Annotated in this window: 26 protein-coding genes and 1 other annotated feature; of the genes, 10 read left to right on the top strand and 16 right to left on the bottom strand. The window is 55.2% G+C overall.

The features are described 5' to 3' along the window. Nucleotides 1-21: 21 nt before the first annotated feature. A complete protein-coding gene (locus tag ABLV76_RS01625) occupies nucleotides 22-1455 on the bottom strand; it encodes a gluconate:proton symporter (RefSeq protein WP_348878145.1) in 1434 nt (477 codons plus the stop codon). Nucleotides 1456-1731: 276 nt separating this feature from the next. On the opposite strand from ABLV76_RS01625, the gene ABLV76_RS01620 reads away from it, so the two are divergent. Genes ABLV76_RS01620 through ABLV76_RS01610 form a run of 3 tightly spaced genes read left to right on the top strand, consistent with a single transcriptional unit; the run spans nucleotide 1732 to nucleotide 4299 of the window. Beyond that, the gene (locus ABLV76_RS01620; RefSeq protein WP_004203130.1) at nucleotides 1732-2646 is read left to right on the top strand and encodes a LysR family transcriptional regulator; all 915 of its coding nucleotides are present in this window, start codon (nucleotides 1732-1734) and stop codon (nucleotides 2644-2646) included. A 37-nt stretch (nucleotides 2647-2683) separates the two neighbouring features. Further along, entirely contained in the window at nucleotides 2684-3949 is a 1266-nt protein-coding gene (locus ABLV76_RS01615) for a D-amino acid dehydrogenase (protein WP_323073592.1), read from the top strand. Then, the gene (locus ABLV76_RS01610; RefSeq protein WP_072140481.1) at nucleotides 3946-4299 is read left to right on the top strand and encodes a RidA family protein; all 354 of its coding nucleotides are present in this window, start codon (nucleotides 3946-3948) and stop codon (nucleotides 4297-4299) included. Before ABLV76_RS01615 ends, ABLV76_RS01610 begins: the two co-directional genes overlap by 4 nt. 52 nt (nucleotides 4300-4351) lie before the next feature. Here the strand turns inward: ABLV76_RS01610 and ihfA are convergent, their stop codons facing one another. The 10 genes from ihfA to ABLV76_RS01560 all read right to left on the bottom strand — a co-directional run bounded on the left by ihfA (nucleotide 4352) and on the right by ABLV76_RS01560 (nucleotide 13213). Beyond that, entirely contained in the window at nucleotides 4352-4651 is a 300-nt protein-coding gene (ihfA, locus tag ABLV76_RS01605) for an integration host factor subunit alpha (protein WP_002909098.1), read from the bottom strand. Nucleotides 4652-4655: 4 nt separating this feature from the next. Further along, nucleotides 4656-7043 (bottom strand): phenylalanine--tRNA ligase subunit beta, encoded by a 2388-nt coding sequence (pheT, locus tag ABLV76_RS01600; RefSeq protein ID WP_348878144.1) that lies wholly within the window; start codon nucleotides 7041-7043, stop codon nucleotides 4656-4658. A gap of 15 nt (nucleotides 7044-7058) precedes the next feature. Beyond that, nucleotides 7059-8042, bottom strand: coding sequence for a phenylalanine--tRNA ligase subunit alpha (pheS, locus tag ABLV76_RS01595; RefSeq protein WP_002909105.1), 984 nt, complete (start codon nucleotides 8040-8042; stop codon nucleotides 7059-7061). A 63-nt stretch (nucleotides 8043-8105) separates the two neighbouring features. Continuing rightward, nucleotides 8106-8230 (bottom strand) — a sequence feature (Phe leader region). Further along, nucleotides 8181-8225, bottom strand: coding sequence for a pheST operon leader peptide PheM (pheM, locus tag ABLV76_RS01590; protein WP_001386830.1), 45 nt, complete (start codon nucleotides 8223-8225; stop codon nucleotides 8181-8183). Its footprint overlaps the feature before it by 45 nt. Nucleotides 8231-8348: 118 nt before the next feature. After that, nucleotides 8349-8705, bottom strand: a complete 357-nt coding sequence (rplT, locus tag ABLV76_RS01585) for a 50S ribosomal protein L20 (protein ID WP_000124850.1) — start codon at nucleotides 8703-8705, stop codon at nucleotides 8349-8351. 50 nt (nucleotides 8706-8755) lie between these two features. Next, nucleotides 8756-8953: a 50S ribosomal protein L35 gene (gene rpmI, locus ABLV76_RS01580; protein ID WP_001124225.1), complete on the bottom strand. Its 198-nt coding sequence runs from the start codon at nucleotides 8951-8953 to the stop codon at nucleotides 8756-8758. A 92-nt stretch (nucleotides 8954-9045) separates the two neighbouring features. Beyond that, nucleotides 9046-9588, bottom strand: coding sequence for a translation initiation factor IF-3 (gene infC / locus ABLV76_RS01575; protein ID WP_004189469.1), 543 nt, complete (start codon nucleotides 9586-9588; stop codon nucleotides 9046-9048). A gap of 3 nt (nucleotides 9589-9591) precedes the next feature. Then, nucleotides 9592-11520, bottom strand: a complete 1929-nt coding sequence (gene thrS / locus ABLV76_RS01570) for a threonine--tRNA ligase (RefSeq protein ID WP_017900777.1) — start codon at nucleotides 11518-11520, stop codon at nucleotides 9592-9594. A 431-nt stretch (nucleotides 11521-11951) separates the two neighbouring features. Next, entirely contained in the window at nucleotides 11952-12185 is a 234-nt protein-coding gene (locus ABLV76_RS01565) for a hypothetical protein (protein ID WP_004203141.1), read from the bottom strand. Nucleotides 12186-12454: 269 nt separating this feature from the next. Beyond that, nucleotides 12455-13213, bottom strand: a complete 759-nt coding sequence (locus tag ABLV76_RS01560; RefSeq protein ID WP_004203142.1) for a YdiY family protein — start codon at nucleotides 13211-13213, stop codon at nucleotides 12455-12457. Between the two features lie 356 nt (nucleotides 13214-13569). Here ABLV76_RS01560 and pfkB point away from each other — a divergent pair, with 356 nt between their 5' ends. The 3 genes from pfkB to ABLV76_RS01545 all read left to right on the top strand — a co-directional run bounded on the left by pfkB (nucleotide 13570) and on the right by ABLV76_RS01545 (nucleotide 15858). Further along, nucleotides 13570-14502: a 6-phosphofructokinase II gene (gene pfkB / locus ABLV76_RS01555; RefSeq protein WP_348878143.1), complete on the top strand. Its 933-nt coding sequence runs from the start codon at nucleotides 13570-13572 to the stop codon at nucleotides 14500-14502. Between the two features lie 93 nt (nucleotides 14503-14595). After that, nucleotides 14596-14880 carry a type V toxin-antitoxin system endoribonuclease antitoxin GhoS gene (ghoS, locus tag ABLV76_RS01550; protein WP_004203147.1) on the top strand — a complete coding sequence of 95 codons (285 nt, stop codon included), beginning with the start codon at nucleotides 14596-14598 and terminating at the stop codon, nucleotides 14878-14880. A gap of 105 nt (nucleotides 14881-14985) precedes the next feature. Continuing rightward, nucleotides 14986-15858, top strand: a complete 873-nt coding sequence (locus ABLV76_RS01545) for a fructosamine kinase family protein (protein ID WP_004203150.1) — start codon at nucleotides 14986-14988, stop codon at nucleotides 15856-15858. 43 nt (nucleotides 15859-15901) lie between these two features. On the opposite strand, the gene tonB is transcribed toward ABLV76_RS01545, so the two are convergent. Beyond that, entirely contained in the window at nucleotides 15902-16648 is a 747-nt protein-coding gene (tonB, locus tag ABLV76_RS01540) for a TonB system transport protein TonB (protein ID WP_032431075.1), read from the bottom strand. A gap of 210 nt (nucleotides 16649-16858) precedes the next feature. Here tonB and ABLV76_RS01535 point away from each other — a divergent pair, with 210 nt between their 5' ends. Then, on the top strand, nucleotides 16859-17155 hold the full coding sequence (locus tag ABLV76_RS01535; protein ID WP_002910042.1) for a YciI family protein: 297 nt from the start codon (nucleotides 16859-16861) through the stop codon (nucleotides 17153-17155). A gap of 683 nt (nucleotides 17156-17838) precedes the next feature. Continuing rightward, nucleotides 17839-18486 (top strand): YceI family protein, encoded by a 648-nt coding sequence (locus ABLV76_RS01530; protein ID WP_074404044.1) that lies wholly within the window; start codon nucleotides 17839-17841, stop codon nucleotides 18484-18486. 278 nt (nucleotides 18487-18764) lie between these two features. Here ABLV76_RS01530 and ABLV76_RS01525 read toward each other — a convergent pair whose 3' ends face one another. Then, on the bottom strand, nucleotides 18765-18938 hold the full coding sequence (locus tag ABLV76_RS01525; protein WP_023290120.1) for a YciY family protein: 174 nt from the start codon (nucleotides 18936-18938) through the stop codon (nucleotides 18765-18767). Nucleotides 18939-19081: 143 nt separating this feature from the next. On the opposite strand from ABLV76_RS01525, the gene cls reads away from it, so the two are divergent. Both cls and ABLV76_RS01515 read left to right on the top strand, forming a co-directional pair. After that, on the top strand, nucleotides 19082-20542 hold the full coding sequence (cls, locus tag ABLV76_RS01520; RefSeq protein ID WP_004203158.1) for a cardiolipin synthase: 1461 nt from the start codon (nucleotides 19082-19084) through the stop codon (nucleotides 20540-20542). 34 nt (nucleotides 20543-20576) lie between these two features. Further along, nucleotides 20577-20906 (top strand): HI1450 family dsDNA-mimic protein, encoded by a 330-nt coding sequence (locus tag ABLV76_RS01515; protein ID WP_002910079.1) that lies wholly within the window; start codon nucleotides 20577-20579, stop codon nucleotides 20904-20906. Nucleotides 20907-20969: 63 nt separating this feature from the next. On the opposite strand, the gene ABLV76_RS01510 is transcribed toward ABLV76_RS01515, so the two are convergent. The 3 genes from ABLV76_RS01510 to ABLV76_RS01500 are packed head-to-tail and all read right to left on the bottom strand — an operon-like array spanning nucleotide 20970 to nucleotide 23866. Then, the gene (locus ABLV76_RS01510) at nucleotides 20970-21797 is read right to left on the bottom strand and encodes an ion transporter (protein WP_114260324.1); all 828 of its coding nucleotides are present in this window, start codon (nucleotides 21795-21797) and stop codon (nucleotides 20970-20972) included. A 54-nt stretch (nucleotides 21798-21851) separates the two neighbouring features. Further along, entirely contained in the window at nucleotides 21852-22856 is a 1005-nt protein-coding gene (gene oppF, locus ABLV76_RS01505; RefSeq protein WP_002910083.1) for a murein tripeptide/oligopeptide ABC transporter ATP-binding protein OppF, read from the bottom strand. Then, nucleotides 22853-23866, bottom strand: a complete 1014-nt coding sequence (locus tag ABLV76_RS01500) for an ABC transporter ATP-binding protein (protein ID WP_004151853.1) — start codon at nucleotides 23864-23866, stop codon at nucleotides 22853-22855. Before ABLV76_RS01500 ends, oppF begins: the two co-directional genes overlap by 4 nt. Between the last annotated feature and the right edge of the window lie 11 nt (nucleotides 23867-23877).

Here is a 23877-nt window from a genome sequence, read left to right as displayed (position 1 = left end):
CCCCGCGTCGACCATCCCGCTTTACACCAGGATCTGAAACAGCAGCGCGAAGAGAATGATGTTCGCCACCACGATTGCCCAGCCGTTATAGAGCATGTATTTCAGATGAGTAGACTGCGCCAGCCCCATCTGGCCGAACATGTCCGATGAGGGGAACGGCCCGAACCAGTCCACCTGAGACGAGGCCAGCAGCACCGCGGTGGTCCCCTGCGGCGGCACGCCGGCGGCCATCAGCATTGGGCCAAAGATTTTATGAGTAAAGGTCATCTGGGCCACCGCCGCGCCAGGCACATGGCCGACAATATTGAACGCGAAGATGCTAAAGCACAGCCAGGCCGGGGAGATCCCCTCCAGCAACGGCTGGGTATACTCCAGCAGCCCCTGATAGGCGTGCAGGCCATCCATCAGCTCAAGGATCGGGTTGTACAGCCAGTAGAGAATAAACATCCACACCAGACGACCGCAGCCGTGATAGAGCGCCTGCAGGATCTGCGTCGGCCGCAGGCCGCCCACCAGCCCGGTCATCAGCGCCACCAGCAGCATGACGATAATTGCAAAGCTAAAGCCGGCTTTAATCACCACTCCAACCACCGCCATCACGATGATGGTCGCGGCGAAAGCCAGCGCGCTTAATTTACGCCGGCGCTGCTGCGCGGCGTTAAGTTCCTCTTGCGGCTTTTCCGAGAGATCGACCTCATAGCGCAGTTTGCCTTCGGTCATCTTCTGGATCCGTCCCGCCATGATCCAGCCGGCTAACAGGGTGACGGCGCTCATCGGCAGGCCGACATACAGCAGATAATCCGGATAGCTCAGTCCGCCAAGGCTGAGGATCGTCACGGTGCTGGGGGTGAAGGGCCCGGTAAAGAGTCCAACGGAACCGGCGGTCATCATCAGCGCGGCCACCGTCGGCGGCGTTAAGCGTACCGCCGCCGCTACGGGGATAATCACTGCGACAATAATCGCGTTGCCGCCGGCCATGGTGCCCAGCGAACCGCAAATTAAAATCGATGACACCACAATGCCGAACTTGACCCGCGTCTGGCTCGACAGCCCAATACGGTGGACCACGAATTTCACCAGCTCAACCGCCGCGCCGGTGCGGGTGGCTACCTCCCCCACGCCGGCGCCGAGCATAATGATAAGCCCGACGGTGGCAATAAATGACCCGGTGGATTTCGCCAGCATCACGCCCATTTCCGGCAGACCGGTCGAGGTCATGATCATGGCGATAATAATCGAGGAGATGACCGCCAGCACAATATCGACGCCGATCAGCGATAATATCGCTAACGCCACCAGCGGCGTAAATCCCAGCAGGCCAAGCTCGCTGCCCGGTCGACCGTGGCACCACAGCGCGATCAACACGAACAGCAGCAATAACAGACCGGTAATAACGTTTTTTCGCGTGATATTTCGTCTGACAGGCGTATTGCCTGCGAGCGTTGAGTCACTCATAACACTCCTTAATGCCAATCAATCCGACCGTAAAGGTCAGGTGGTGTATTGGGGCCTGCTCAGAAAATATCCTCCCTCTTTTTCATTATTGGCCGCGGCCTGAGGGTCTGGTGGGGTACAAAGGAAACGATTCTGAGAGCGTTTTATTCCGCCATCAGGCGGGGCCAGCAGCACAATATGTAACCAATGCGCTGATTGGTGATTAAATTTATGTTAACTTAGTGTTAGTAGAAAATGACTTTTTATCGGTAGGCTATAACCCTGAGTTAACTGTTCATGAAACTGCGTCATCTGGAAATCTTCTATGCCGTCATGACCTGCGGCTCTCTGTCGCGGGCGGCGGAATCGCTCAATATCTCCCAGCCAGCGGCCAGCAAAGCGTTAAAAAGCGCCGAGCTGAAGCTGGGCTTTACCCTCTTTCAGCGGGTGCGCGGCAAGCTGCTGCCGACCAGCGAGGCGATCACACTTTTCGAAAAAGCGCAGACTATTTATCAGGACCTCGATAACCTGCGCCTGCTGGCCGATAACCTGGCCCGCGATCCGCGCGCTAAAATCACCTTAGGCTGCCTGCCAAGCCTGGGGTTAAGCCTGGTACCGGAGCTGGTGACCGATTTTTATCAACAAAACAGCAATCTGGTAATGACGCTCACCACTGAACACACCGAGACGCTGGTTAGAAAACTGGATTTACGCGAGATAGATTTAGCGCTGACGCTGCAGCCGGTGCAGCAGGGAGAGATCCTTACCACCCTGATTGCCGAAGTGCCGCTGGTGTATATCGACCGTCATTATCGTCAGGGTGCGGTGGACATCAGCGAGATCGACCAGCAGCGATGGATCTCGCCGGGGCCGCATTCGCTCTCCGCCGCCATCGCCACCCGTCGCGACTTTTCCACTACCCGGCTAAACGTCCAGACCTACTATATGGCTACCGAGTTCGTGAAGCGCGGCATGGGCTGCAGCATTACCGATATCTTTTCCGCCCAGCACAACCTTTCTCCCGAGATGATCCATCCCATCACGCCGCCGATCGCGATTAACCTCTGCCTGTTACGGCGGGCCGACGTTTCCCTGAGCCCGATGGCGCAAAAGTTCGTCGATTTTCTCTGCCAGCGCCTGCGCCAGCAGCTCAAGGAGATTAACCTGCGGTTATACCCTGACCATAAAAAGTCAATTGCGCCGCTGGGGTAAATGCTTTGACATAACCCGATAAATTGATCAGCGGTGGATATATCGGGTTATGAACAAACGCATTGTCATTATCGGCGGCGGCGTGGTCGGTCTGGCCACGGCCTGGGAACTGATTAAGCGCGGCCATCAGGTGCAATTACTGGAGCGCAATGGCGAACCGGCCAGCGCCACCAGTTTTGCCAACGGTGGACAATTAAGTTACCGCTACGTCGCTCCTCTTGCCGACAGCGGCGTTCCCCTGCAGGGGATGAAATGGATGGGTAAAGCCGATTCGCCGCTCAATATGCGTCTCAATATCTCTTTTCAGCAGTGGCGCTGGCTGCTGCAGTTCCTGCGCGCCTGTAATAGCCAGACCAATAAAATAAACGGCGACCATATATTGCGTCTGTCGCTGCTCAGCCGGCAGGTTATGCAGTCGTGGCGGGAAGAGGATAGGCTTGCCGATTTTCACTGGCGACGCAGCGGAAAATTAATTATCCATCGCCGGGAATACGATTTTACTAAAGCGGCAAGAGGGATAGATCCTCAATATCAGCAGGTGCTGAATGCTGAAGCCTGCCTGCGGCTGGAGCCGGCGCTAAAACATATCAGCCCTTCGCTACAGGGCGGCATTTATTCGCCGGGGGATGAAACGGCGGATTGCCATCAGTTTTGCCTTGCGCTGCTCGACAAGCTCACCGCCAGCAGCCGCTTCAGCCTGCTGACCCACTGTGAGGTGCTGCGGCTCACTAAGCGCGGCGGACGCGTCAGCGCCCTGGAGACCAGCCGCGGGAGCATCACCGGCGATGAGTATGTCGTCGCCGCCGGAAACGGCAGCGGCCCGCTGCTGGGACATCTGGGCGTTCGCGTGCCGCTCTGCGCCCTGAAGGGGTACAGCCTGACCCTTCCCTATCCCCAACAGACGGGCATTGCGCCGGACATCAGCGTTACCGACTATGGGCACAAAATTGTCTATGCCCGCCTTGGCCAGCAGTTGCGCATCGCAGCGATGGTGGACATCGGCTACGACGGCGACGAACTGCGCGAAAGCCGCATTCAGGCGCTGAAGAGCATCGTCGCCCGTAGCTTTCCCGAACTCGAGGGGTTGGACAAGGCCGAAGCCTGGACCGGCATGCGCCCCTCAACGCCAGCCGGCCCACCGCTGCTGGGACGCGCCGGCTACCCCAACCTGTGGATGAACCTCGGCCAGGGAAGCCTCGGCTTTACCCTCGCCGCCGGCAGCGCGGTGGTGCTGGGCGCGTTAATCGACAATCAGATGCCAGACATTTCTTTAGAAGGTCTCACATGGAAACAAACCGCATGACAATTATTCGCAATCATCCACAACCTCGTCTTTCCGCCAGCGTTGAGTATGGCAATCTGCTGTTCCTCTCCGGACAGACGCCGAAAAGCAACGAGGAGGAGATCACCTTGCAGACCCGCGAAGTGCTGGAGAAGATCGACGCCCTGCTGGCGGAGGCCGGGAGCGATAAGCGGCACATTCTCTCCGCGCAGATCTGGCTGAAAAATATCGAACGTGACTTTGCTGCGTTCAATGAGGCGTGGGTGGAGTGGATGCCGGACGGCCATAGCCCGGCGCGAGCGGCCGTGCAGGCGGAGATGGCGCGACCAGAAATCCTGGTGGAGATCATGCTCACTGCCGTTAAAGCGTAAGTTTCGACAGAAAAGAAAAAGGCCGCGATGCGGCCTTTTTAATTAGTTCAGATTATTTGTCTTTAGGCGACGCGTTTTCGACACGGCTTTTCAGCTTCTGACCGGGTCTGAAGGTCACCACGCGCCGGGCTGTAATGGGAATATCCTCCCCCGTCTTCGGGTTACGTCCCGGGCGTTGGTTTTTATCCCGCAAATCGAAGTTGCCGAACCCGGAGAGTTTGACCTGTTCTCCGTTTTCCAGAGCACGACGGATCTCTTCGAAAAACAACTCGACCAGTTCTTTGGCATCCCGCTTGCTAAGCCCAAGCTTATCAAACAGATATTCTGACATTTCAGCTTTTGTAAGCGCCATAGGTTCAATCCCTCAATGATGCCTGGAATCGCTCTTTTAATGCCTCTACACATCTGGCAACGGTAGCGGCAATCTCCTCTTCTTCGAGTGTACGGCTGGTATCCTGCAGGATCAGGCTAATCGCAAGGCTCTTATACCCTTCCGCCACACCTTTACCACGGTACACGTCAAATAAGTTTACGCCAACTACCTGATTTACGCCAACTTTCTTACATTCGGCTAAAACATCGGCGGCAGCCACGTTTTCCGCGACCAGCACCGCGATGTCGCGACGGTTCGCCGGGAAGCGGGAAATATCGCGCGCCTGAGGCACCACGCGGTCTGCGAGCTTGTTCCACTCCAGTTCAAACACCAGAGTGCGACCGTTCAGATCCAGTTTACGTTCCAGCTCAGGATGAACAACCCCAATGAAACCAATGCGTTCACCTTTAAGATAAATCGCTGCGGATTGCCCCGGATGCAGCGCGGTGGTCGCTTCAGCACGGAATTCGATATCCGCTAATTTTCCGGTTAAATCCAGAACGGCTTCCAGATCGCCTTTCAGATCATAGAAATCGACCGTCTCTTTCGCCAGTGTCCAGTGCTCTTCGTAGCGGTTGCCGCAGATGGCCCCGGCTAGCATCACATCCTGACGAATGCCCAGCGGCGCATTGGTGTCCGGCACAAAGCGCAGACCACTCTCAAAGATGCGTACCCGGCTCTGCTGACGGTTCTGGTTGTAGACCACGGTCCCCAGCAGGCCAGTCCACAGCGACAGGCGCATCGCCGACATTTCGCTGGAGATCGGGCTTGGCAGGATCAGCGCCTCTTCACCGGCGTGGATCAGCTGCTGGACTTTCGGGTCGACGAAGCTGTAGGTGATCACTTCCTGATAGCCTTTGTCATTCAGCAGCGTTTTCACGCGCTTCAGCGACAGATCGGCTTCACGGTGGGTACCCATGATCAGACCCGCCTGCACCGGCTCATCAGGAATGTTGTTGTAGCCATAAACGCGAGCCACTTCCTCGACCAGATCCTCTTCGATCTCCATGTCGAAACGCCAGCTCGGGGCCACCGCCTGCCATTCGCCTTCGCCCACCGTCACTTCGCAGCCGAGGCACTGCAGAATGTCGGTGACCTGCGCGTCGTCGATATGGTGGCCAATCAGGCGATCCAGTTTGCTACGACGCAGAGTGATGGTGGCGCGTTTTGGCAGAGTCTCTTCGTTGGTCACGTCGATCACCGGGCCGGCTTCGCCGCCGCAGAGGTCGATCAGCAGACGCGTGGCGCGCTCCAGCGCTTTATACTGCAGGGCCGGATCGACGCCGCGCTCATAGCGATGAGAGGCATCGGTGTGCAGGCCGTGACGGCGCGCGCGGCCGGTGATAGACAGCGGGCTGAAGAAGGCACACTCCAGCAGCACGTTCTGGGTTTCGTCGTTAACGCCGGAGTGCTCCCCGCCGAAGATCCCGCCCATTGCCAGCGCTTTGTTGTGGTCAGCAATGACCAGGGTATCGCTGTCGAGCTTCGCTTCGGAGCCATCAAGCAGGACCAGGGTTTCGCCCTCTTTCGCCATGCGCACCACGATCCCGCCTTCGATACGGTCGCGGTCAAAGGCGTGCATCGGCTGGCCCAGCTCAAGCAGCACATAGTTGGTCACGTCAACCACCGCGTCGATGGAGCGGATCCCGCAGCGGCGCAGTTTCTCTTTCATCCACAGCGGCGTCGGCGCTTTGACGTTGATGCCTTTCACCACGCGGCCCAGATAGCGCGGGCACGCCTGCGGGGCGTCAACCTGAATCGGCAGCACATCGTCAATGGTGGCGGCAACCGGGGTGATTTCCGGCGCGTTCAGCGGCGCCTTGTTCAACACGGCCACGTCGCGCGCGACGCCGATGATGCCCAGGCAGTCGGCGCGGTTCGGGGTGACGCTGATCTCGATGGTGTTATCGTCTAGCTTAAGGTATTCGCGAATATCGGTACCGATCGGCGCATCCGCCGGCAGCTCGATAATTCCGCTATGATCGTCGGAAATGCCCAGCTCGGAGAAGGAGCACAGCATCCCTTCTGACGGTTCGCCGCGCAGCTTCGCAGCCTTGATTTTAAAATCGCCCGGCAGCACGGCGCCGATGGTCGCCACGGCGACTTTCAGCCCCTGACGGCAGTTTGGCGCGCCGCAGACGATGTCCAGTAGGCGTTCGCCGCCGACGTTGACTTTAGTGACGCGCAGTTTGTCGGCGTTCGGGTGCTGACCGCACTCCACGACTTCACCAACAACGACGCCGTTGAAGCTGCCGGCAACCGGCTCAACGCCGTCCACTTCGAGGCCCGCCATGGTGATCTGATCGGAAAGCGCTTCGCTGTCGATCGCCGGGTTAACCCACTCGCGTAACCACAGTTCACTGAATTTCATTGTTCTGTCCTGCCCTTATTTAAACTGTTTGAGGAAACGCAGATCGTTTTCGAAGAACGCGCGCAGATCGGTGACGCCATAGCGCAGCATGGTCAGACGCTCCATGCCCATGCCAAAGGCGAAGCCGGAGTACACTTCCGGATCGATACCCACGTTGCGCAGCACGTTCGGGTGCACCATCCCGCAGCCCAGCACTTCCAGCCATTTGCCGTTTTTACCCATCACGTCGACTTCCGCGGACGGTTCGGTGAAGGGGAAGTAAGACGGACGGAAGCGTACCTGCAGATCTTCTTCAAAGAAGTTGTTCAGGAAATCGTGCAGGGTTCCTTTCAGGTTGGTGAAGCTGATGTTTTTATCAACGATCAGACCTTCCATCTGGTGGAACATCGGGGTGTGGGTCTGATCGTAGTCGTTACGATAGACGCGTCCCGGCGCGATAATACGGATCGGCGGCTGCTGGTTTTCCATGGTGCGGATCTGCACGCCGGAGGTCTGGGTGCGCAGCAGGCGAGTGGCATCGAACCAGAAAGTGTCGTGGTCAGCGCGCGCCGGATGGTGACCCGGGATATTCAGCGCATCGAAGTTGTGGTAATCGTCTTCGATTTCCGGGCCCGTCGCCACGGTAAAGCCGAGCTCACCGAAGAAACTTTCAATACGGTCGATGGTGCGGGTGACCGGATGCAGGCCGCCATTTTCAATGCGGCGACCCGGCAGCGAGACGTCGATGGTCTCTGCAGCCAGACGAGCATTCAGCGCCGCCCCTTCCAGTTCGGCTTTGCGCGCATTCAGCGCCTGCTGTACCTGCTCTTTCGCTTCGTTGATGACCGCACCGGCTGCCGGACGCTCTTCCGGCGGCAACTCACGCAGGGTGGTCATTTGCAGGGTCAGATGCCCTTTCTTACCCAGGTATTCCACGCGGACGTTGTCCAGCGCAGCAACATCTGATGCCTCGTTAATGGCTGCCTTGGCACTGGCAACCAGCTCTGCGAGATGTGACATGGTTTTCCTCATTATGTCGGTGCAGACACCGGTTATAGTGAAATTAATATTCCGAATCCATATACGAAAAAAGCCTCCACAGGGGAGGCTTTCTGGCGCTGTTTTCCGTTTCTTCTTTCACGCGCTAGCCTCCTGAGTTCAGGTGCTAAAGTAAAAAAAGAAGCGGAAAATAGCAGCATTCATGCTTGCATTACCTTGTCTGGTAAGAAACGTCAGACCTGTATTGAAAAGCCTGCGCCGATAAAAGTCAATGTATTGATGGTGTTGAAACGAAAAGAGGGAGACAAGCTCCCTCTTTCAACTGGCTTATGCCAGAGCTGCTTTCGCTTTTTCGACCAGAGCGGTGAACGCTACTTTGTCGAATACGGCGATGTCAGCCAGGATCTTACGGTCGATTTCAACAGAGGCTTTTTTCAGGCCATTGATGAATTTGCTGTAAGAAATACCGTTCTGACGTGCTGCTGCGTTGATACGTGCAATCCACAGTTGACGGAACTGACGTTTACGTTGACGACGGTCACGGTAAGCGTACTGACCAGCTTTGATAACAGCCTGGAAGGCAACGCGGTATACGCGAGAACGCGCACCGTAGTAGCCTTTAGCTTGTTTCAAAATTTTCTTGTGACGTGCACGTGCAATTACACCACGTTTTACGCGAGCCATGTGTGCTCTCCTGTATCTATTCTAAGTTAAAAAAGTTAAACGTTAACGACTTATGCGTACGGCAGGCACGCGATAACCAGGCCCAGATCGCCTTTGGAAACCATGGCTTTCGGACGCAGGTGACGTTTACGCTTGGTAGCTTTTTTAGTCAGAATGTGACGCAGGTTAGCGTGCTTGTGCTTAAAACCACCTTTACCGGTTTTTTTGAAGCGCTTAGCAGCACCGCGTACGGTCTTAATTTTTGGCATTTTAATAACTTCCACTTCGCATTGTTAATAAACGAAACAAAGGCGAACAAAACCAGTGAGCCGAAGCCCACCGGAAATGTTTCTTGATGGCCTTACTGTTTCTTCTTAGGAGCGAGCACCATGATCATCTGGCGGCCTTCGATCTTCGTTGGGAAGGATTCGACTACTGCCAGTTCAACCAGATCGTCTTTCACGCGGTTAAGCACTTCCATACCGATCTGCTGGTGGGCCATCTCACGACCGCGGAAACGCAGCGTGATCTTGGCCTTATCGCCATCTTCGAGAAAGCGAATCAGGCTGCGGAGTTTTACCTGATAGTCACCTTCATCAGTACCAGGGCGGAATTTAATTTCCTTAACCTGGATAACTTTCTGCTTCTTCTTCTGTTCCTTAGAAGACTTACTCTTTTCATAAAGGAACTTGCCGTAGTCCATGATACGACAAACTGGCGGCTCGGCGTTAGGGCTGATTTCAACTAAATCTACTCCAGCCTCTTCAGCCTTTTCGATAGCTTCTCTCAGACTCACAATACCCAGCTGCTCACCTTCCAGACCTGTTAAGCGAACTTCCTGGGCGCGAATCTCGCCATTGATACGATTCGGACGTGCCGTTTGAACTCGTTTTCCGCCTTTAATACCTTATTCCTCCAGTTGTTGAAGACTGCGGCTGCGAATCTCTTGTTGCAGCTTCTCGATCACTTCATTTACGTCCATGCTGCCGAGGTCTTTCCCGCGACGGGTGCGCACGGCCACTTTGCCGGCTTCGACTTCTTTGTCGCCACAGACCAACATATACGGGACACGACGTAAAGTGTGCTCGCGGATTTTAAAGCCAATCTTCTCATTTCTCAAGTCTGCTTTTACACGAATGCCCGCATTTTGTAGTTTACGCGTCAATTCGTTAACGTATTCAGCCTGAGAATCGGTGATATTCATGACCACCACCTGCACTGGCGCAATCCAGGTTGGGAAGAAGCCAGCGAACTCTTCGGTCAGGATGCCAATGAAGCGCTCCAGAGAACCGAGAATCGCACGGTGGATCATGACCGGCACCTGACGCTCGTTGTTTTCGCCCACATAGGAGGCGCTTAAACGCTGCGGCAGAGAGAAGTCCAGCTGTACCGTACCGCACTGCCATGCACGATCGAGGCAGTCATACAGGGTAAATTCAATTTTCGGGCCGTAGAACGCCCCTTCACCCAGTTGATATTCAAATGGGATATTATTTTCTTCCAGCGCCACCGCCAGATCCGCTTCCGCGCGATCCCAGGTCTCGTCGCTGCCGATACGTTTTTCCGGGCGAGTCGACAGTTTGACAACGATCTTCTCGAAGCCAAAGGTGCTGTACATATCGTAGACCATACGAATACAGGCGTTCACTTCATCGCGAACCTGATCTTCAGTACAGAAGATATGCGCATCATCCTGGGTAAAGCCACGAACGCGCATCAGACCGTGCAGCGCACCTGACGGCTCGTTGCGGTGGCAGCTACCGAACTCCGCCATACGCAGCGGCAGGTCACGGTAGGATTTCAGCCCCTGGTTGAAGATCTGCACGTGGCCCGGGCAGTTCATCGGCTTAATGCAGTATTCACGGTTCTCAGAAGAGGTGGTGAACATCGCATCTTTGTAGTTGTCCCAGTGGCCGGTTTTTTCCCACAGCACGCGGTCCATCATGAACGGACCTTTCACTTCCTGGTACTGGTACTCTTTGAGCTTGGAGCGCACGAAGGTTTCCAGTTCACGGAAGATAGTCCAGCCGTCGTTATGCCAGAAGACCATACCCGGCGCTTCTTCCTGCATGTGGTACAGGTCGAGCTGCTTGCCGATTTTACGGTGGTCGCGCTTCGCGGCCTCTTCCAGGCGCTGCAGGTAGGCGTTCAGGGCTTTCTTATCGGCCCACGCGGTACCATAAATGCGCTGCAGCATCTTGTTGTTGCTGTCGCCGCGCCAGTACGCGCCTGCGGTTTTCATCAGCTTGAAGTGATGGCAGAAACGCATGTTCGGCACGTGCGGACCGCGGCACATATCGATATATTCTTCATGATGATACAGGCCAGGCTTGTCATCATGAGCAATGTTTTCGTCAAGAATAGAAACTTTATAGCTTTCGCCGCGCTTCACGAAGGTTTCACGCGCTTCGTGCCAACTCACTTTCTTCTTGATGACATCGTAGTTTTTCTCGGCGAGCTCATGCATACGTTTTTCGAGCGCGTCGATATCTTCCTGAGTCAGGGTGTGGTCGAGGTCTACGTCATAGTAGAAGCCATTATCAACAACCGGACCGATAGCCATTTTGGTGTTGGGCCACAGCTGTTTGATAGCATGGCCTAACAGGTGCGCGCAGGAGTGACGAATGATCTCCAGCCCTTCTTCATCTTTAGCCGTGATAATAGAGAGGGTGGAATCGGTTTCGATCGGGTCGCAGGCGTCTACCAGTTCACCGTTTACCCGCCCGGCGATGGTGGCTTTCGCCAGGCCTGGGCCGATATCCAGCGCGACGTCCATCGGGCTGACGGCGTGATCAAAATGGCGTTGGCTGCCATCAGGAAGCGTAATTACAGGCATTTTATGTCCTTATTTGCAGTGGTGCCCCACACGAAAGAGCACATACAAAACAATATAATCATCATTATCATCAGGTTAAGGCGCAGTTCCCGCTTCACTCTGCGAAAAGAGGAGCACGACCGGAGCGATCGTTCCCGCCTGCTGCCGCCTGCTGATAACACCGGGGAGTAGTTTACACATCATTGGTACGTGATTAAAGCCGCAATAGCATAAATGATGGCGGAATGCGGAGAAAACAAGAGCGGCGCGGATAAAAGCAGAATATCCGCCAGGAAGGGGCGATAATAATCACCAGCGAAGCCGGACGATATTATGCGGACAAACTAAAAGAGACGCGTTGATATTGCCTGCGTGATGTTTAGCGCGGGTCGTTAAACCGGTACCACTTTACCCGGCTTAATAGACTGCCCGTGAAGCAGTAGCCTGCGATATTAAGACCACTCGCCTGCCACCAGCGTATGCACATTAAAGGCATCGCTCATGGATTGTCCGGTGCTACGGGAACCGGGGGCAATATTCGATCCGGCCTCAACGTCGGTAGCTTTGGCGATACCTACCTGCGTATGGTCCTGGTTACCCGACGGCGGAACTGGCGTGGCGGCCGATGCGCCAAAGGAAAGCACGCACAGCGCCAGGGCTGCGATGGTAAATTGGCTTTTTTTCATGATGTTTATTCTCTTATTACGGAAGACGGACCGAACAATGTCTCCATTCGGTCAGTGGCTGTTAGTATAGATCCAGATCACATATTTGTCCGTCGAATATTTAGCTTTTCGTGTCAAATAGAATGAATATTTGTCAGCAAATGGAGAATAATGGAGAAAAAATGGAGGCCAGTTTCTTTTTATAAAAACTAAAACGAATTGCCAGAAAAAATAATGTCACTTATTGCTAAATCTAAAACGATCAGGCCGGGAAACCCGGCCTGAAAATATTACATTTTATACCCGAGGGAGAGCGAGGTCCGGCGATCGGTATGCTCCGGCGCAGACGCCGGCGGCTCCGAGTTCCAGGTGACGTTGTACGCCACTTTCAACGCAAAGTGGGCGTTAATCGCCACGTTTAACGCACTCTCTGAGTTGACCGTGGTGTCCTCGGCGCCAAATACCGATACCCCTTGGGTAAATTTGGCGTTATCGGTCATCTGCCAGGCCCAGGTTCCGGAGGCGTAGCCCAGCGGTTGAGTGTCGGTATCCCCGTCGGTGTATTCGTCATAGCGGACGCCAGGACCAAATTCAAACCGCAGGCTGTGCACCGGTCCGTTGAGGATTTGACGACCATAGCCCGCCGTCAGGACATCGCGCTGCTGATAGCCGTTATAACGGTCGGTTAGCCAACTGCCCTGCCCAAAGACGTAGTTCATATCGGTCAGGTTATAGCGACTACGACCACCGACTGCATATTTCTCTGAGGAGCGCTCATCGTTGGACGAGGTGTTGCTGGCGTTGCCCCACAGCGACCAGGCGGTGGTGTTGCCATACCAGGTCAGGGTGGAATCAGCCGTCATTGAGGAGTTCTTGGTGTTGCCGGACTGCGCCAGGTAACCTGCGTTGACCACCCCTTCGAACGGTTTTTTGGCAGCGGAAGGGTCATCCATGACGGTAAATACAGAATCATCGGCCATTGCGCCAACAGACGCAAAAAGCCCCCCCGCCAGCATGACCGCTGCGGGTACTGTCTTTAAAAGCTTCATTATAACTCTCTAAAATACATTTTTTTAGGACAGTACAAATGATGAACAGGCCTAACCATGCCGGCTCATTGAATTTAGCGTCCGTACAACATAAAAGAGACCTGAGGGTCCCGGAAACTTTCGCGAGGATCGCGGAGTGCAGGTCCTAAGAAAGGTAGCAAATTATAAAAAAGCACGAATAACATAGCAATCACTTACTCTTTCGTTTTTTGAATAAGACAGCTCCGGAAACAATCTTTATTTCATAATGAAAATACAGGCTTCTTTGCAAATCTCTCAGGGACAGCACTTTCCCTCCCTGAATCATCGTGCCATGCTTAAATAAAGCACAGTCGCCGTATTAAGGAGGAGAAGGAATGACCAAAATTTATACGCTCACGCTGGCCCCCTCGCTGGATAGCGCCACCCAGACCCCGCAGATCTACCCGGAAGGGAAACTCCGCTGCAGCGCGCCGGTATTTGAACCCGGCGGCGGCGGGATCAACGTCGCCCGCGCCGTGACCTTTCTCGGCGGCAAAGCCACCGCCATTTTCCCGATTGGCGGCGCCACCGGCGAGCACCTTGCCGCCCTGCTGGCCGATGATCAGGTGCCGATCGAGACCGTCGAAACCCGCGACTGGACGCGACAGAACCTGCACGTTCACGTGGCCGCCAGCGGCGAACAGTATCGCTTTGTGATGCCCGGCGCCGCGCTGACAGACGATGAATTCCGCCGCCTGGAAGAAAAAGTCCTGACCATCGACCCCGGCTCACTGCTGGTGATCAGCGGCAGCCTGCCGCCAGGTATCAGCGTCGAAAATCTGATGCAGCTTGTTAAAAATGCGCAACAGCAAGGCCTGCGTTGCATTATCGACAGCTCCGGCGATGCGCTGGCCGCCGCGCTGGACGTCGGCAATATTGAATTAGTGAAGCCAAACCAGAAAGAGCTCAGCGCCCTCGTGCAGCGCGATCTGAGCCAGCCTGATGACGTCCGCCTTGCCGCTCAGTCGTTGATCCAGTCCGGTAAAGTGCGCCGGGTGGTGGTCTCCCTCGGTCCGCAGGGGGCGTTAGGGGTTGACGCCAGCGGCAGCGTTCAGGTGGTGCCGCCGCCAATGAAAAGCCAGAGCACCGTCGGCGCCGGCGACAGCATGGTGGGCGCCATGACCTTGCGTCTGGCGGAAAACGCCAGCCTCGAAGACATGGTACGCTTTGGCGTCGCCGCCGGTAGTGCCGCGACCATCAACCAGGGTACCCGCCTCTGTTCGCAGGCCAATACGCAAAAAATCTACGATTATCTCTGCGGACGTTGATTTCCCCTGCCCCTCCGCGCCGGCGGAGGGGAGCCGCGAAATTTGCAGGATGGTCTATGCTGGAAAGGCCATACATAACAACGGGGTGTCGAGATGAGCAATGAAATTACCGCCTGGGTCGTCAGCGTAACCTTCCATGAGCAGGTGCTGACGGAGATCAATGAGGTCAGCAACCATTTTACCCGTGCCGGGTTTGTACTAACGCTCAATGATGAAGAGGGCACGCCCCATGAGCTGGGCACCAATACCTTTGGCCTGCTGAGCGCCCAAACAGCCGAGGAAGTGAAAGCTCTCAGCGCCGGCCTGGCGGAATCGGCCCTTGGCCGTCCGGCAGAAATCGCCGTCAGCACATTCGCCGAGTGGTTAAAAGCTCAATAAATGCGTTTAGCGCAACGGAAAGCGTCAGTTGTGCGTCAGTTCCAGGTTTACCCGGTAGTAATGCGCTAACCTTATGATATGGTGGAAAACATGGGGAGAGACAGCATGTGGCAAGCAATCAGTACTCTTTTACGCGATTGGCATACCGAAGACGCTGAAATCGAACTGAAAACCGAGCTGCCCGGCGGAGAGATCCATTCCGCCTGGCATTTGCGCTTCGGCGGCAAAGATTACTTCGTGAAATGCGACGAACGGGAACTCCTGCCTATCTTCACCGCCGAGGCCGATCAGCTGGAGCTGCTGTCGCGAAGCAAAACCGTTCGCGTACCGCAGGTCTTTGCCGTCGGCAGCGATCGCGACTACAGCTTCGTGGTCATGGAATACCTCCCTCCCCGTCCGCTGGATGCGCATAACGCTTTCCTGCTTGGCCAGCAGTTAGCCCACCTGCATCGGTGGAGCGATCAGCCGCAGTTCGGTCTGGATTTTGATAACGATCTTTCCACCACGCCGCAGCCCAACGCCTGGCAGCGTCGCTGGTCGGTGTTTTTTGCCGAGCAGCGTATCGGCTGGCAGCTGGAGCTGGCGGCGGAGAAAGGGTTGCACTTTGGCGATATCGATACCTTAGTCGATGTGGTACAGCAGCGGCTGGCCAACCATCAGCCGCAACCTTCGCTGCTGCACGGGGACCTGTGGTCCGGCAACTGCGCCTTAGGGCCGGATGGCCCCTACATCTTCGACCCGGCCTGCTACTGGGGCGACCGCGAGTGTGATTTAGCAATGCTGCCGATGCACCCGGAACAACCCCCGCAGATCTATGACGGCTATCAGTCCGTCTCGCCGCTACCGGCTGGTTTTCTCGAGCGTCAGCCGATTTACCAGCTTTATACCCTGCTGAACCGGGCGATATTGTTCGGTGGCCAGCACCTGGTGACAGTCCAGCAGGCGCTGGACGATGTCCTGATGGAAAAAACGCGTTAGACAAGGTTTACGGCGGACCTCACCGGTCCGCCGCCCTGCATTATCAGTTAATCTCGACGCCGTTGAGGCGGAATTTAATGGTCATCGTCACGCCGGTTCCCGGTCTTGCCTGCTCGTAACGCCATCTGCGCATCGCGCTTTTCACCTCGCGCTCGAACATATTCGCCGGCTGGGCGGAGAGGATCTGCAAATTATCAATTCGGCCATCTGGCGTGACGTCAAACTTCACCCGCACCGTCCCTTCAATGCGCAGCGCCTGAGCGCGCGTCGGATAGGTCGGCTGGACACGGCTGATGGCCCGCGGGCCGCTCGGGGCAGTGACGGTGGGTTTGGCCGCTGCGGTGGAGGTGCTCGGCGCGGTGCGCGCTGGCGTCGTATTGTTGTTTTCAAACGGTGAAGCCGGACGCGGCTCCGCTGCCGGCTTGACGTCCCGCTTCGGCTGCTCAACCTTTTTCTCCGGCTTGGGCTTCGGTTTAGGTTTGGGCTTCGGCTTAGGTTCTGGTTTATGGATCACCACCGGCGCCTCTTTCGGCGGCTCAGGGACCACCTCAGGTTCCGGCTCTGGTTCGGGTTCAACAACGGGCTGCACGACGGGTTGCGCCGCCGGGGGCGGCTCAAGATCGGCCGGCGCCACCATGGTGATCTCTATCGGCTGCGTCGGGGAAGGCTGTTCAATAACCTGATGTACCGAGGTATAAAGCAACCCCGCCACAACGGCACCGTGGATAGCCACGGACAGCAGCGTTGGCCACGGGAAGCGGCGAGGTAAATCAAGGGTCATTGCGCTCATAGTCGTTTCTGTTGAAAAATGATGCTCCGATTTTAAATGCAAATAGCAATCATATTCAATAAGCCGTCTTAACCTGAGTCAATTTTTGCCACCATTTGCGGAAAAAAGCCGCGTCGGCAGGGCATTCGGCGCCGGGGCGCATCTTTGCATTGCAGTCCATCGTCGTTTAACTTAACGTAATTCGCCTGTTTATTGATAAGGAGCTTTGCCGTGCTTTACGTTATCTACGCTGAAGATATCGCCGATTCTCTGGAAAAGCGGCTCTCGGTTCGCCCCGCGCATCTTGCGCGTCTACAACTTTTACATGATGAAGGTCGGTTGCTTACCGCCGGACCAATGCCGGCCGTTGACAGCAACGAACCGGGCGCAGCCGGATTCAGCGGCTCAACGGTAATCGCTGAGTTTGAATCGCTGGAAGCGGCTCAGGCCTGGGCCAATGACGATCCGTACATTGCAGCTGGCGTCTACCGCCAGGTCTCTGTTAAGCCGTACAAAAAAGTATTTTGAAAAAAATCCCCTGCTATTTTTCTGGTTAACCGCAAAAACACACCAGGCCATCAGATGAAAGGGCGCATTTTTCTACACAACATTAAAATGCCGCCCTTTTTAACCGCACGAAAGCGCTGGCTGTTATCCGCCTGAGATGCCTGGAAGATGAGCACATCTCTTCCCCAGCGACGACATCATCGACCATCACCTCGCCTTTTGCGGCAACAGAAAATGCCGACCAAACGTCGACGCCGGGCATGATATTGAATGGCTAATATATTGAATAAGTCTGTGACAGAGATCTTGCATGGATCTATCGCTTGCTTTGCATGCCAGCGCATCCCGACATCGTCCGGTAAATCTTAAACACAGTTGAAAGAAGATCGTTAAAGAGAGAGGGATTCTCAGCAACAGATATTAACGCCTGGAGTAAATAAGCATGTATATCCGGTTCAGCTGACATAGGACCAAATATCGCCTATCTTGCTGCATTCAGGATCGCGGTGTCTGGAAAGCAACCGGAAATAAAAAAATGCGCTGATCCAGGCACATCCCATAGGGATGAACGTATAAAGATCACGTGACCAGATTTACGTTACAGAGGATTTTTTTAATGCCTATTAATTTCGTTAGGTAAAATTCACGCGGAGTGACTGTAGGGTTATTATTGGTTGGTTAAAATATTTGAACGGGAATAACAAATGTTTTCAATAAGCCCTGCATTTTTTTGGGCTACCATTTATGCACCTGACGCTTATGAGGATTTTTGTATGAACACCCTGAAAAAAACCGCATTATTTTCTCTGCTTGCCTTATATATTCCTGTATCACAGGCCGCTGCGACAGAATATAGCCTGGATCCACAGCATACTTCGGTTGTTATTGCCTGGAACCATTTTGGTTTCTCTAACCCTACCGCCTATATCTCTGATGTTTCAGGGAAACTCTCTTTTGACAAAGATAACCCAGAGAAATCCTCTGTGCACGTCACGCTGCCAGTCAAAACCATTGATACGCATGTCAAAGCGTTAACGGATGAGTTTTTAGGCAAAGAGTACTTCGATGTCAAAACGTATCCTGAGGCAACCTTTCAGAGCACCCGGGTGGAAAGTAAAGGCGGCAATAAATATGATGTTGAAGGTAACCTGACCATTAAAGACATCACCAAACCGGTAGTATTGCATGCCACCCTGAACAAGCAGGACATGCATCCGATGGTGAAAAAAGAGGCCATTGGTTTTGATGCCACTGGGGTAATAAAACGTTCAGACTTCAAGCTTGATAAATATGTTCCGGCGGTGAGTGATAACGTGACCATCACGTTATCTACGGAAGCCTATGCCAAATAAATTTACACCCACAAAAGCGGTGCATTTTAATCAGAGTGGTCACCCCGATAGTTAGCATGAAATTGAAAAACGATCGATAACCCCGCGCCCTGTTAAGGCTTCTGCAGGGCGGTTAATGTCTGTCGCAGAATAAGGAGTTCTGTCGGTAATTCCCCGTCATACCCTGACAGACATCGCATAGATATTTCATTAGGCCACCTGGCGATGTTAAAAGGGAGTTCGGCGCAGGGCTGAGAAAACGACAACGGCACCGCGCACGGTGCCGTTAGCCTGCTCGCTTAACAGTCGGGGAAAATAAACAGCAGTGCATGACGCTGCCGTTTCACCAGCCCCTTCCTGATAGCGAGGATCCGCATATTGCGGCGTGATTGGGCTTCCAGCCAGCGCGCTTTACGGCGATTCACCTGTCTCAGCATGCGCCAGCGCCCTACTTCCGTTCTACTACGCTTCATTGCAACGACTCTACGAGTGAAAACAGCCCCCATTATAAACCTCTGCCTGCGGCTGACCACCGCTTTCGCTGCGTTTTTATTTGCCAGAAAAATACTGATGCGTAAACTCATCACATAACGTCATTCAAAAGGATTTTACATCTATGACAACCTTTTACACGGTGGTGAACTGGCTGGTCATTCTGGGGTACTGGCTGTTGATCGCCGGTGTAACATTACGAATTCTAATGAAACGCCGCGCTGTGCCGTCCGCGATGGCATGGTTATTGATAATTTATATTCTGCCGCTGGTGGGGATCATCGCCTATCTCTCCTTTGGCGAGCTGCATCTTGGCAAGCGGCGGGCAGAACGCGCGAGGGCGATGTGGCCTTCCACGGCCAAATGGTTAAACGACCTCAAAGCCTGCAAACATATCTTCGCGGAAGATAACAGCCCGGTGGCCGAGTCCCTGTTCAAGCTGTGCGAACGGCGCCAGGGCATTGGCGGCGTAAAAGGCAACCAGCTGCAGCTGCTGACGGAATCTGACGACGTCATGCAGGCCCTGATCCGCGATATTCAACTGGCTCGCCATAATATTGAGATGGTCTTCTATATCTGGCAGCCAGGCGGCATGGCCGACAGCGTCGCCGAATCGCTGATGGCCGCCGCCCGTCGCGGGGTTCACTGCCGGTTGATGCTCGACTCCGCGGGCAGTGTGGCTTTTTTCCGCAGCCCATGGGCGGCAATGATGCGTAACGCCGGCATTGAAGTGGTCGAGGCTCTCAAGGTCAATCTGATGCGTGTGTTTCTGCGCCGGATGGACCTGCGTCAGCATCGCAAAATGGTGATGATCGATAACTATATCGCCTACACCGGCAGCATGAATATGGTTGATCCCCGCTACTTTAAACAGGACTCAGGGGTCGGACAGTGGATTGACCTGATGGCGCGCATGGAAGGCCCGGTGGCGACCTCGATGGGCATCGTCTACTCCTGTGACTGGGAGATCGAGACCGGAAAGCGCATTCTGCCGCCGCCGCCGGACGTCAATATCATGCCGTTTGAAGAGGCCAGTGGACATACTATCCACACGATCGCCTCCGGACCGGGCTTTCCGGAAGATCTGATTCATCAGGCTCTCCTCACCGCCGCCTATGCGGCGAAAGAGCATTTGATCATGACCACACCCTACTTCGTACCCAGCGACGACCTGCTGCACGCGATCTGTACCGCTGCCCAGCGCGGCGTGGACGTGAGTATTATTTTACCGCGCAAGAACGATTCGCTGCTGGTGGGCTGGGCCAGCCGGGCCTTTTTCACCGAGCTGCTGGCAGCAGGGGTGAAGATTTACCAGTTCGAAGGCGGCCTGTTGCATACCAAGAGCGTGCTGGTCGATGGCGAACTGAGTCTGGTGGGTACCGTGAATCTGGATATGCGCAGCCTGTGGCTCAATTTTGAAATCACGCTGGTCATCGATGACGCCGGCTTCGGCAGCGATCTGGCGGCGGTCCAGGATGACTATATCTCGCGCTCGCGCCTGCTGGACGCCCGTCGCTGGTTAAAACGTCCGCTGTGGCAGCGGATCGCCGAGCGACTGTTTTACTTCTTCAGCCCGTTGCTGTAAAACGTGCCCATCAGATACCGAATGAGTAGCAATCATGGATATGGATTTAAACAACCGTCTGACCGAAGACGAAACGCTTGAGCAGGCATACGACATCTTCCTCGAACTGGCGGCCGATAACCTCGACCCGGCGGACATCATTCTGTTTAACCTGCAGTTTGAGGAGCGCGGCGGCGCCGAGCTGTTCGACCCGTCTGCAGACTGGGAAGAGCATGTGGATTACGATCTGAACCCGGATTTCTTCGCCGAAGTGGTGATTGGCCTGGCGGATACCGACGGCGGGGAAATCAATGATATCTTCGCCCGCGTACTGCTGTGCCGCGAGAAAGATCATAAGCTGTGTCATATTCTGTGGCGTGAATAACGCTGACCAGCCAGTGAAAAGCCTGCCGCGTTCCTCCCGGCAGGCTTTTTTTATGCCGAGGGTTTACTGCGGTAACGCATGGCCACAGGCGTGACAAAACCGGGCGTTATCGTCATGGTGGCCCTGCTGGCACTGCGGGCATACCCGCTGCTGACGCCGCCGGTTCAGGGCGCTGGTCATATGGGTGGTGATAAGCCCGGTCGGAATGGCAATAATGGAGTATCCGATCAGGATGAGAATGGAGGCCAGGATGCGGCCCAGCGGTGTATGCGGCGTGATATCCCCGTAGCCGACGGTAGTGATGGTTACAATGGCCCAATAGACCGAAGCGTTGAGCGTGGTAAAACCATACTCTGGCCCTTCTATCAGGTACATTAACGAGCCGAAAATCACCATCACAATGGCGATAAACGAATAGAACAGGATCAGCTGATGGCGCGCGCTGACAATCGCCCGCCAGAACACATTGAGCGAAGGCATAAAGCGCAACAGTTTGAGAATACGCAACGCGCGGATCGCCCGCATTGCCCGCCAGGCAAAGACATAATTGAGGCTAATTTCCGGCCACAGCCACATCACGTACAGCGGCAGGATGGTCGCTAAGTCAATAACCCCCCAGAAGCTGAAAATGTAGTGGAGCGGATTGGGCCATGTCGCAATACGCAGCAGATACTCCAGGGTAAAGACCGCGGTCACCAGCAGCTCCAGCCAGACGAAAATATGCCATTCATCTAATGTCAGATGATATTGCGTGCCCAGCCCCGACTCGACAAATATCACCACCACGCTGAGCAATGCGAAAAGTCCGCACAGACCTTCGAAGCGGCGGCCGGAACGTCGGTTTTGATCGAAAAGCAAATGATAAAGCCGCAGGCGAGCGGCAGAAAGCATACCCACTTCGTTAACCTCGCAAAAAAAAGGGCTGACCTGCGTCAGCCCCTGAGATTATAACGGGTCTACCTTAAGGCAGGAAACCGCATGGCGGAAGCTGCCTTCCAGCACCGGACGGGTTTTGGCGCACTCCGGTCCAGCGAGCGGACAGCGGGTGCGGAAGACACAGCCCGAAGGCGGATTAATCGGCGAGGGTAATTCGCCCTCCAGCAGTTGGATGGTTTTCGTTTTTTCGAGGTCCGGATCGGGGATCGGCACCGCCGACATCAGCGCTTTGGTATAGGGATGCAGCGGATTATGGTACACCTCATCGTAGGTTCCCAGCTCCACCGCATGGCCCAGATACATCACCAGTACGCGATCGGAGATGTGCTTAACTACCGCCAGATCGTGGGCGATAAATATCAGCGACAGTCCCATTTCACGCTGCAGCTGCTGCAGCAGGTTGACCACCTGGGCCTGGATGGACACGTCAAGTGCGGACACCGGCTCATCGCAGATAATCAGCTTCGGCTCGAGGATCAGCGCCCGCGCGATGCCGATGCGCTGACACTGACCGCCAGAGAACTCGTGCGGATAGCGGTTGATCAGGTTAGGCAACAGCCCGACTTTCATCATCATCGCCTTCACGCGATCGCGCACTTCCTGACGCGGCATCTTCGGATGATAGGTACGCAGCGGTTCAGCGATGATTTCTCCGATGGTCATACGCGGGTTCAGCGAGGCCAGCGGATCCTGGAAGATCATCTGGATATCGCTGCGCACGTCGCGCCACTCTTCCTGCTTCATGCCCAGCAGATCTTTACCCAACCAGGCCACTTTGCCATCGGTGGCCTTCACCAGGCCAATGATGGCGCGGGCGAAAGTCGATTTACCGCAGCCTGACTCCCCCACCACGCCGAGGGTCTCGCCTTCATAGAGACGCAGCGTCACGCCATCTACGGCTTTCAGCGTTTTCGACGGCTGCCAGAACCACTGTTTGCCATCTTTAATATCGAAATGCACCTTCAGGTCGGCAATTTCGAGCAGGACTTTTCGTTGTTCAGTTACGGCGTTCATAGCAGATCCCCCACCGGTTTAAAGCAGGCGCGCAGGCGACCTGGCGCGAAAGACTCCAGCGGCGGCGCGCTGCTGCACTGTTCCATTGCATGCGGACAGCGCGGCTGGAATGGGCAGCCTTTCGGCAAACGCAGCAGGTTCGGCGGGTTGCCCGGAATGGTCAATAACGCATCGCCTTCGGCATCCAGACGAGGAACCGCATTCAACAGCCCAATAGAGTATGGGTGCGACGGCTGATAAAAGACATCGCGCGCCTGACCGTACTCCATGGTGCGGCCCGCATACATCACCAGCACTTTATCGCAGATCCCCGCCACGACTCCGAGGTCATGGGTGATCATAATGATGGCCGTATTAAATTCGCGTTTCAGCTCATTCAGTAACGTCATGATCTGCGCCTGCACAGTGACGTCCAGGGCGGTGGTCGGCTCATCGGCAATCAGCAGCCGCGGCCGGCACAGTAGCGCCATGGCAATCATCACGCGCTGGCGCATCCCGCCGGAGAACTCGTGCGGGAACATCTTCATGCGCTTGCGCGCTTCCGGCATTTTCACCGCATCGAGCATTTTGACCGACTCCTCAAATGCTTCGGCTTTGCTCAGCCCCTTATGCAGCATCAGGACTTCCATTAACTGCTCTCCCACCCGCATATATGGGTTCAGAGAGGTCATCGGATCCTGGAAAATCATCGAGATTTGCTCGGCGCGCAGTTTGTTCAGCTCACGCTCGGGCAAATTGAGGATTTGCCGACCGTTAAAGGTGGCGGAACCCCCGATGCGACCGTTGGCCGCCAGCAGCCCCATCAGGGCGAAGGCGGTCTGCGATTTACCGGAGCCGGACTCCCCGACAATACCGAGCGTTTCGCCCGCCTGGAGGGTGAAGTTCAGATCATTGACGGCGGTGACATCGCCATCCGGCGTTTTAAAGGTGACGCGAAGATCTTTCACGTCCAGCAGCAGGCCGCTGTGACTCTGCGCTTGCGGCGCTTTTGCCGTTTCAATCATGGTCATGGCAGCGCTCC

Source organism: Klebsiella sp. GB_Kp047 (genome assembly GCF_040065235.1).
Lineage (GTDB): Bacteria > Pseudomonadota > Gammaproteobacteria > Enterobacterales > Enterobacteriaceae > Klebsiella > Klebsiella quasipneumoniae.
This window is presented reverse-complemented; position numbering and strand designations above follow the sequence as displayed.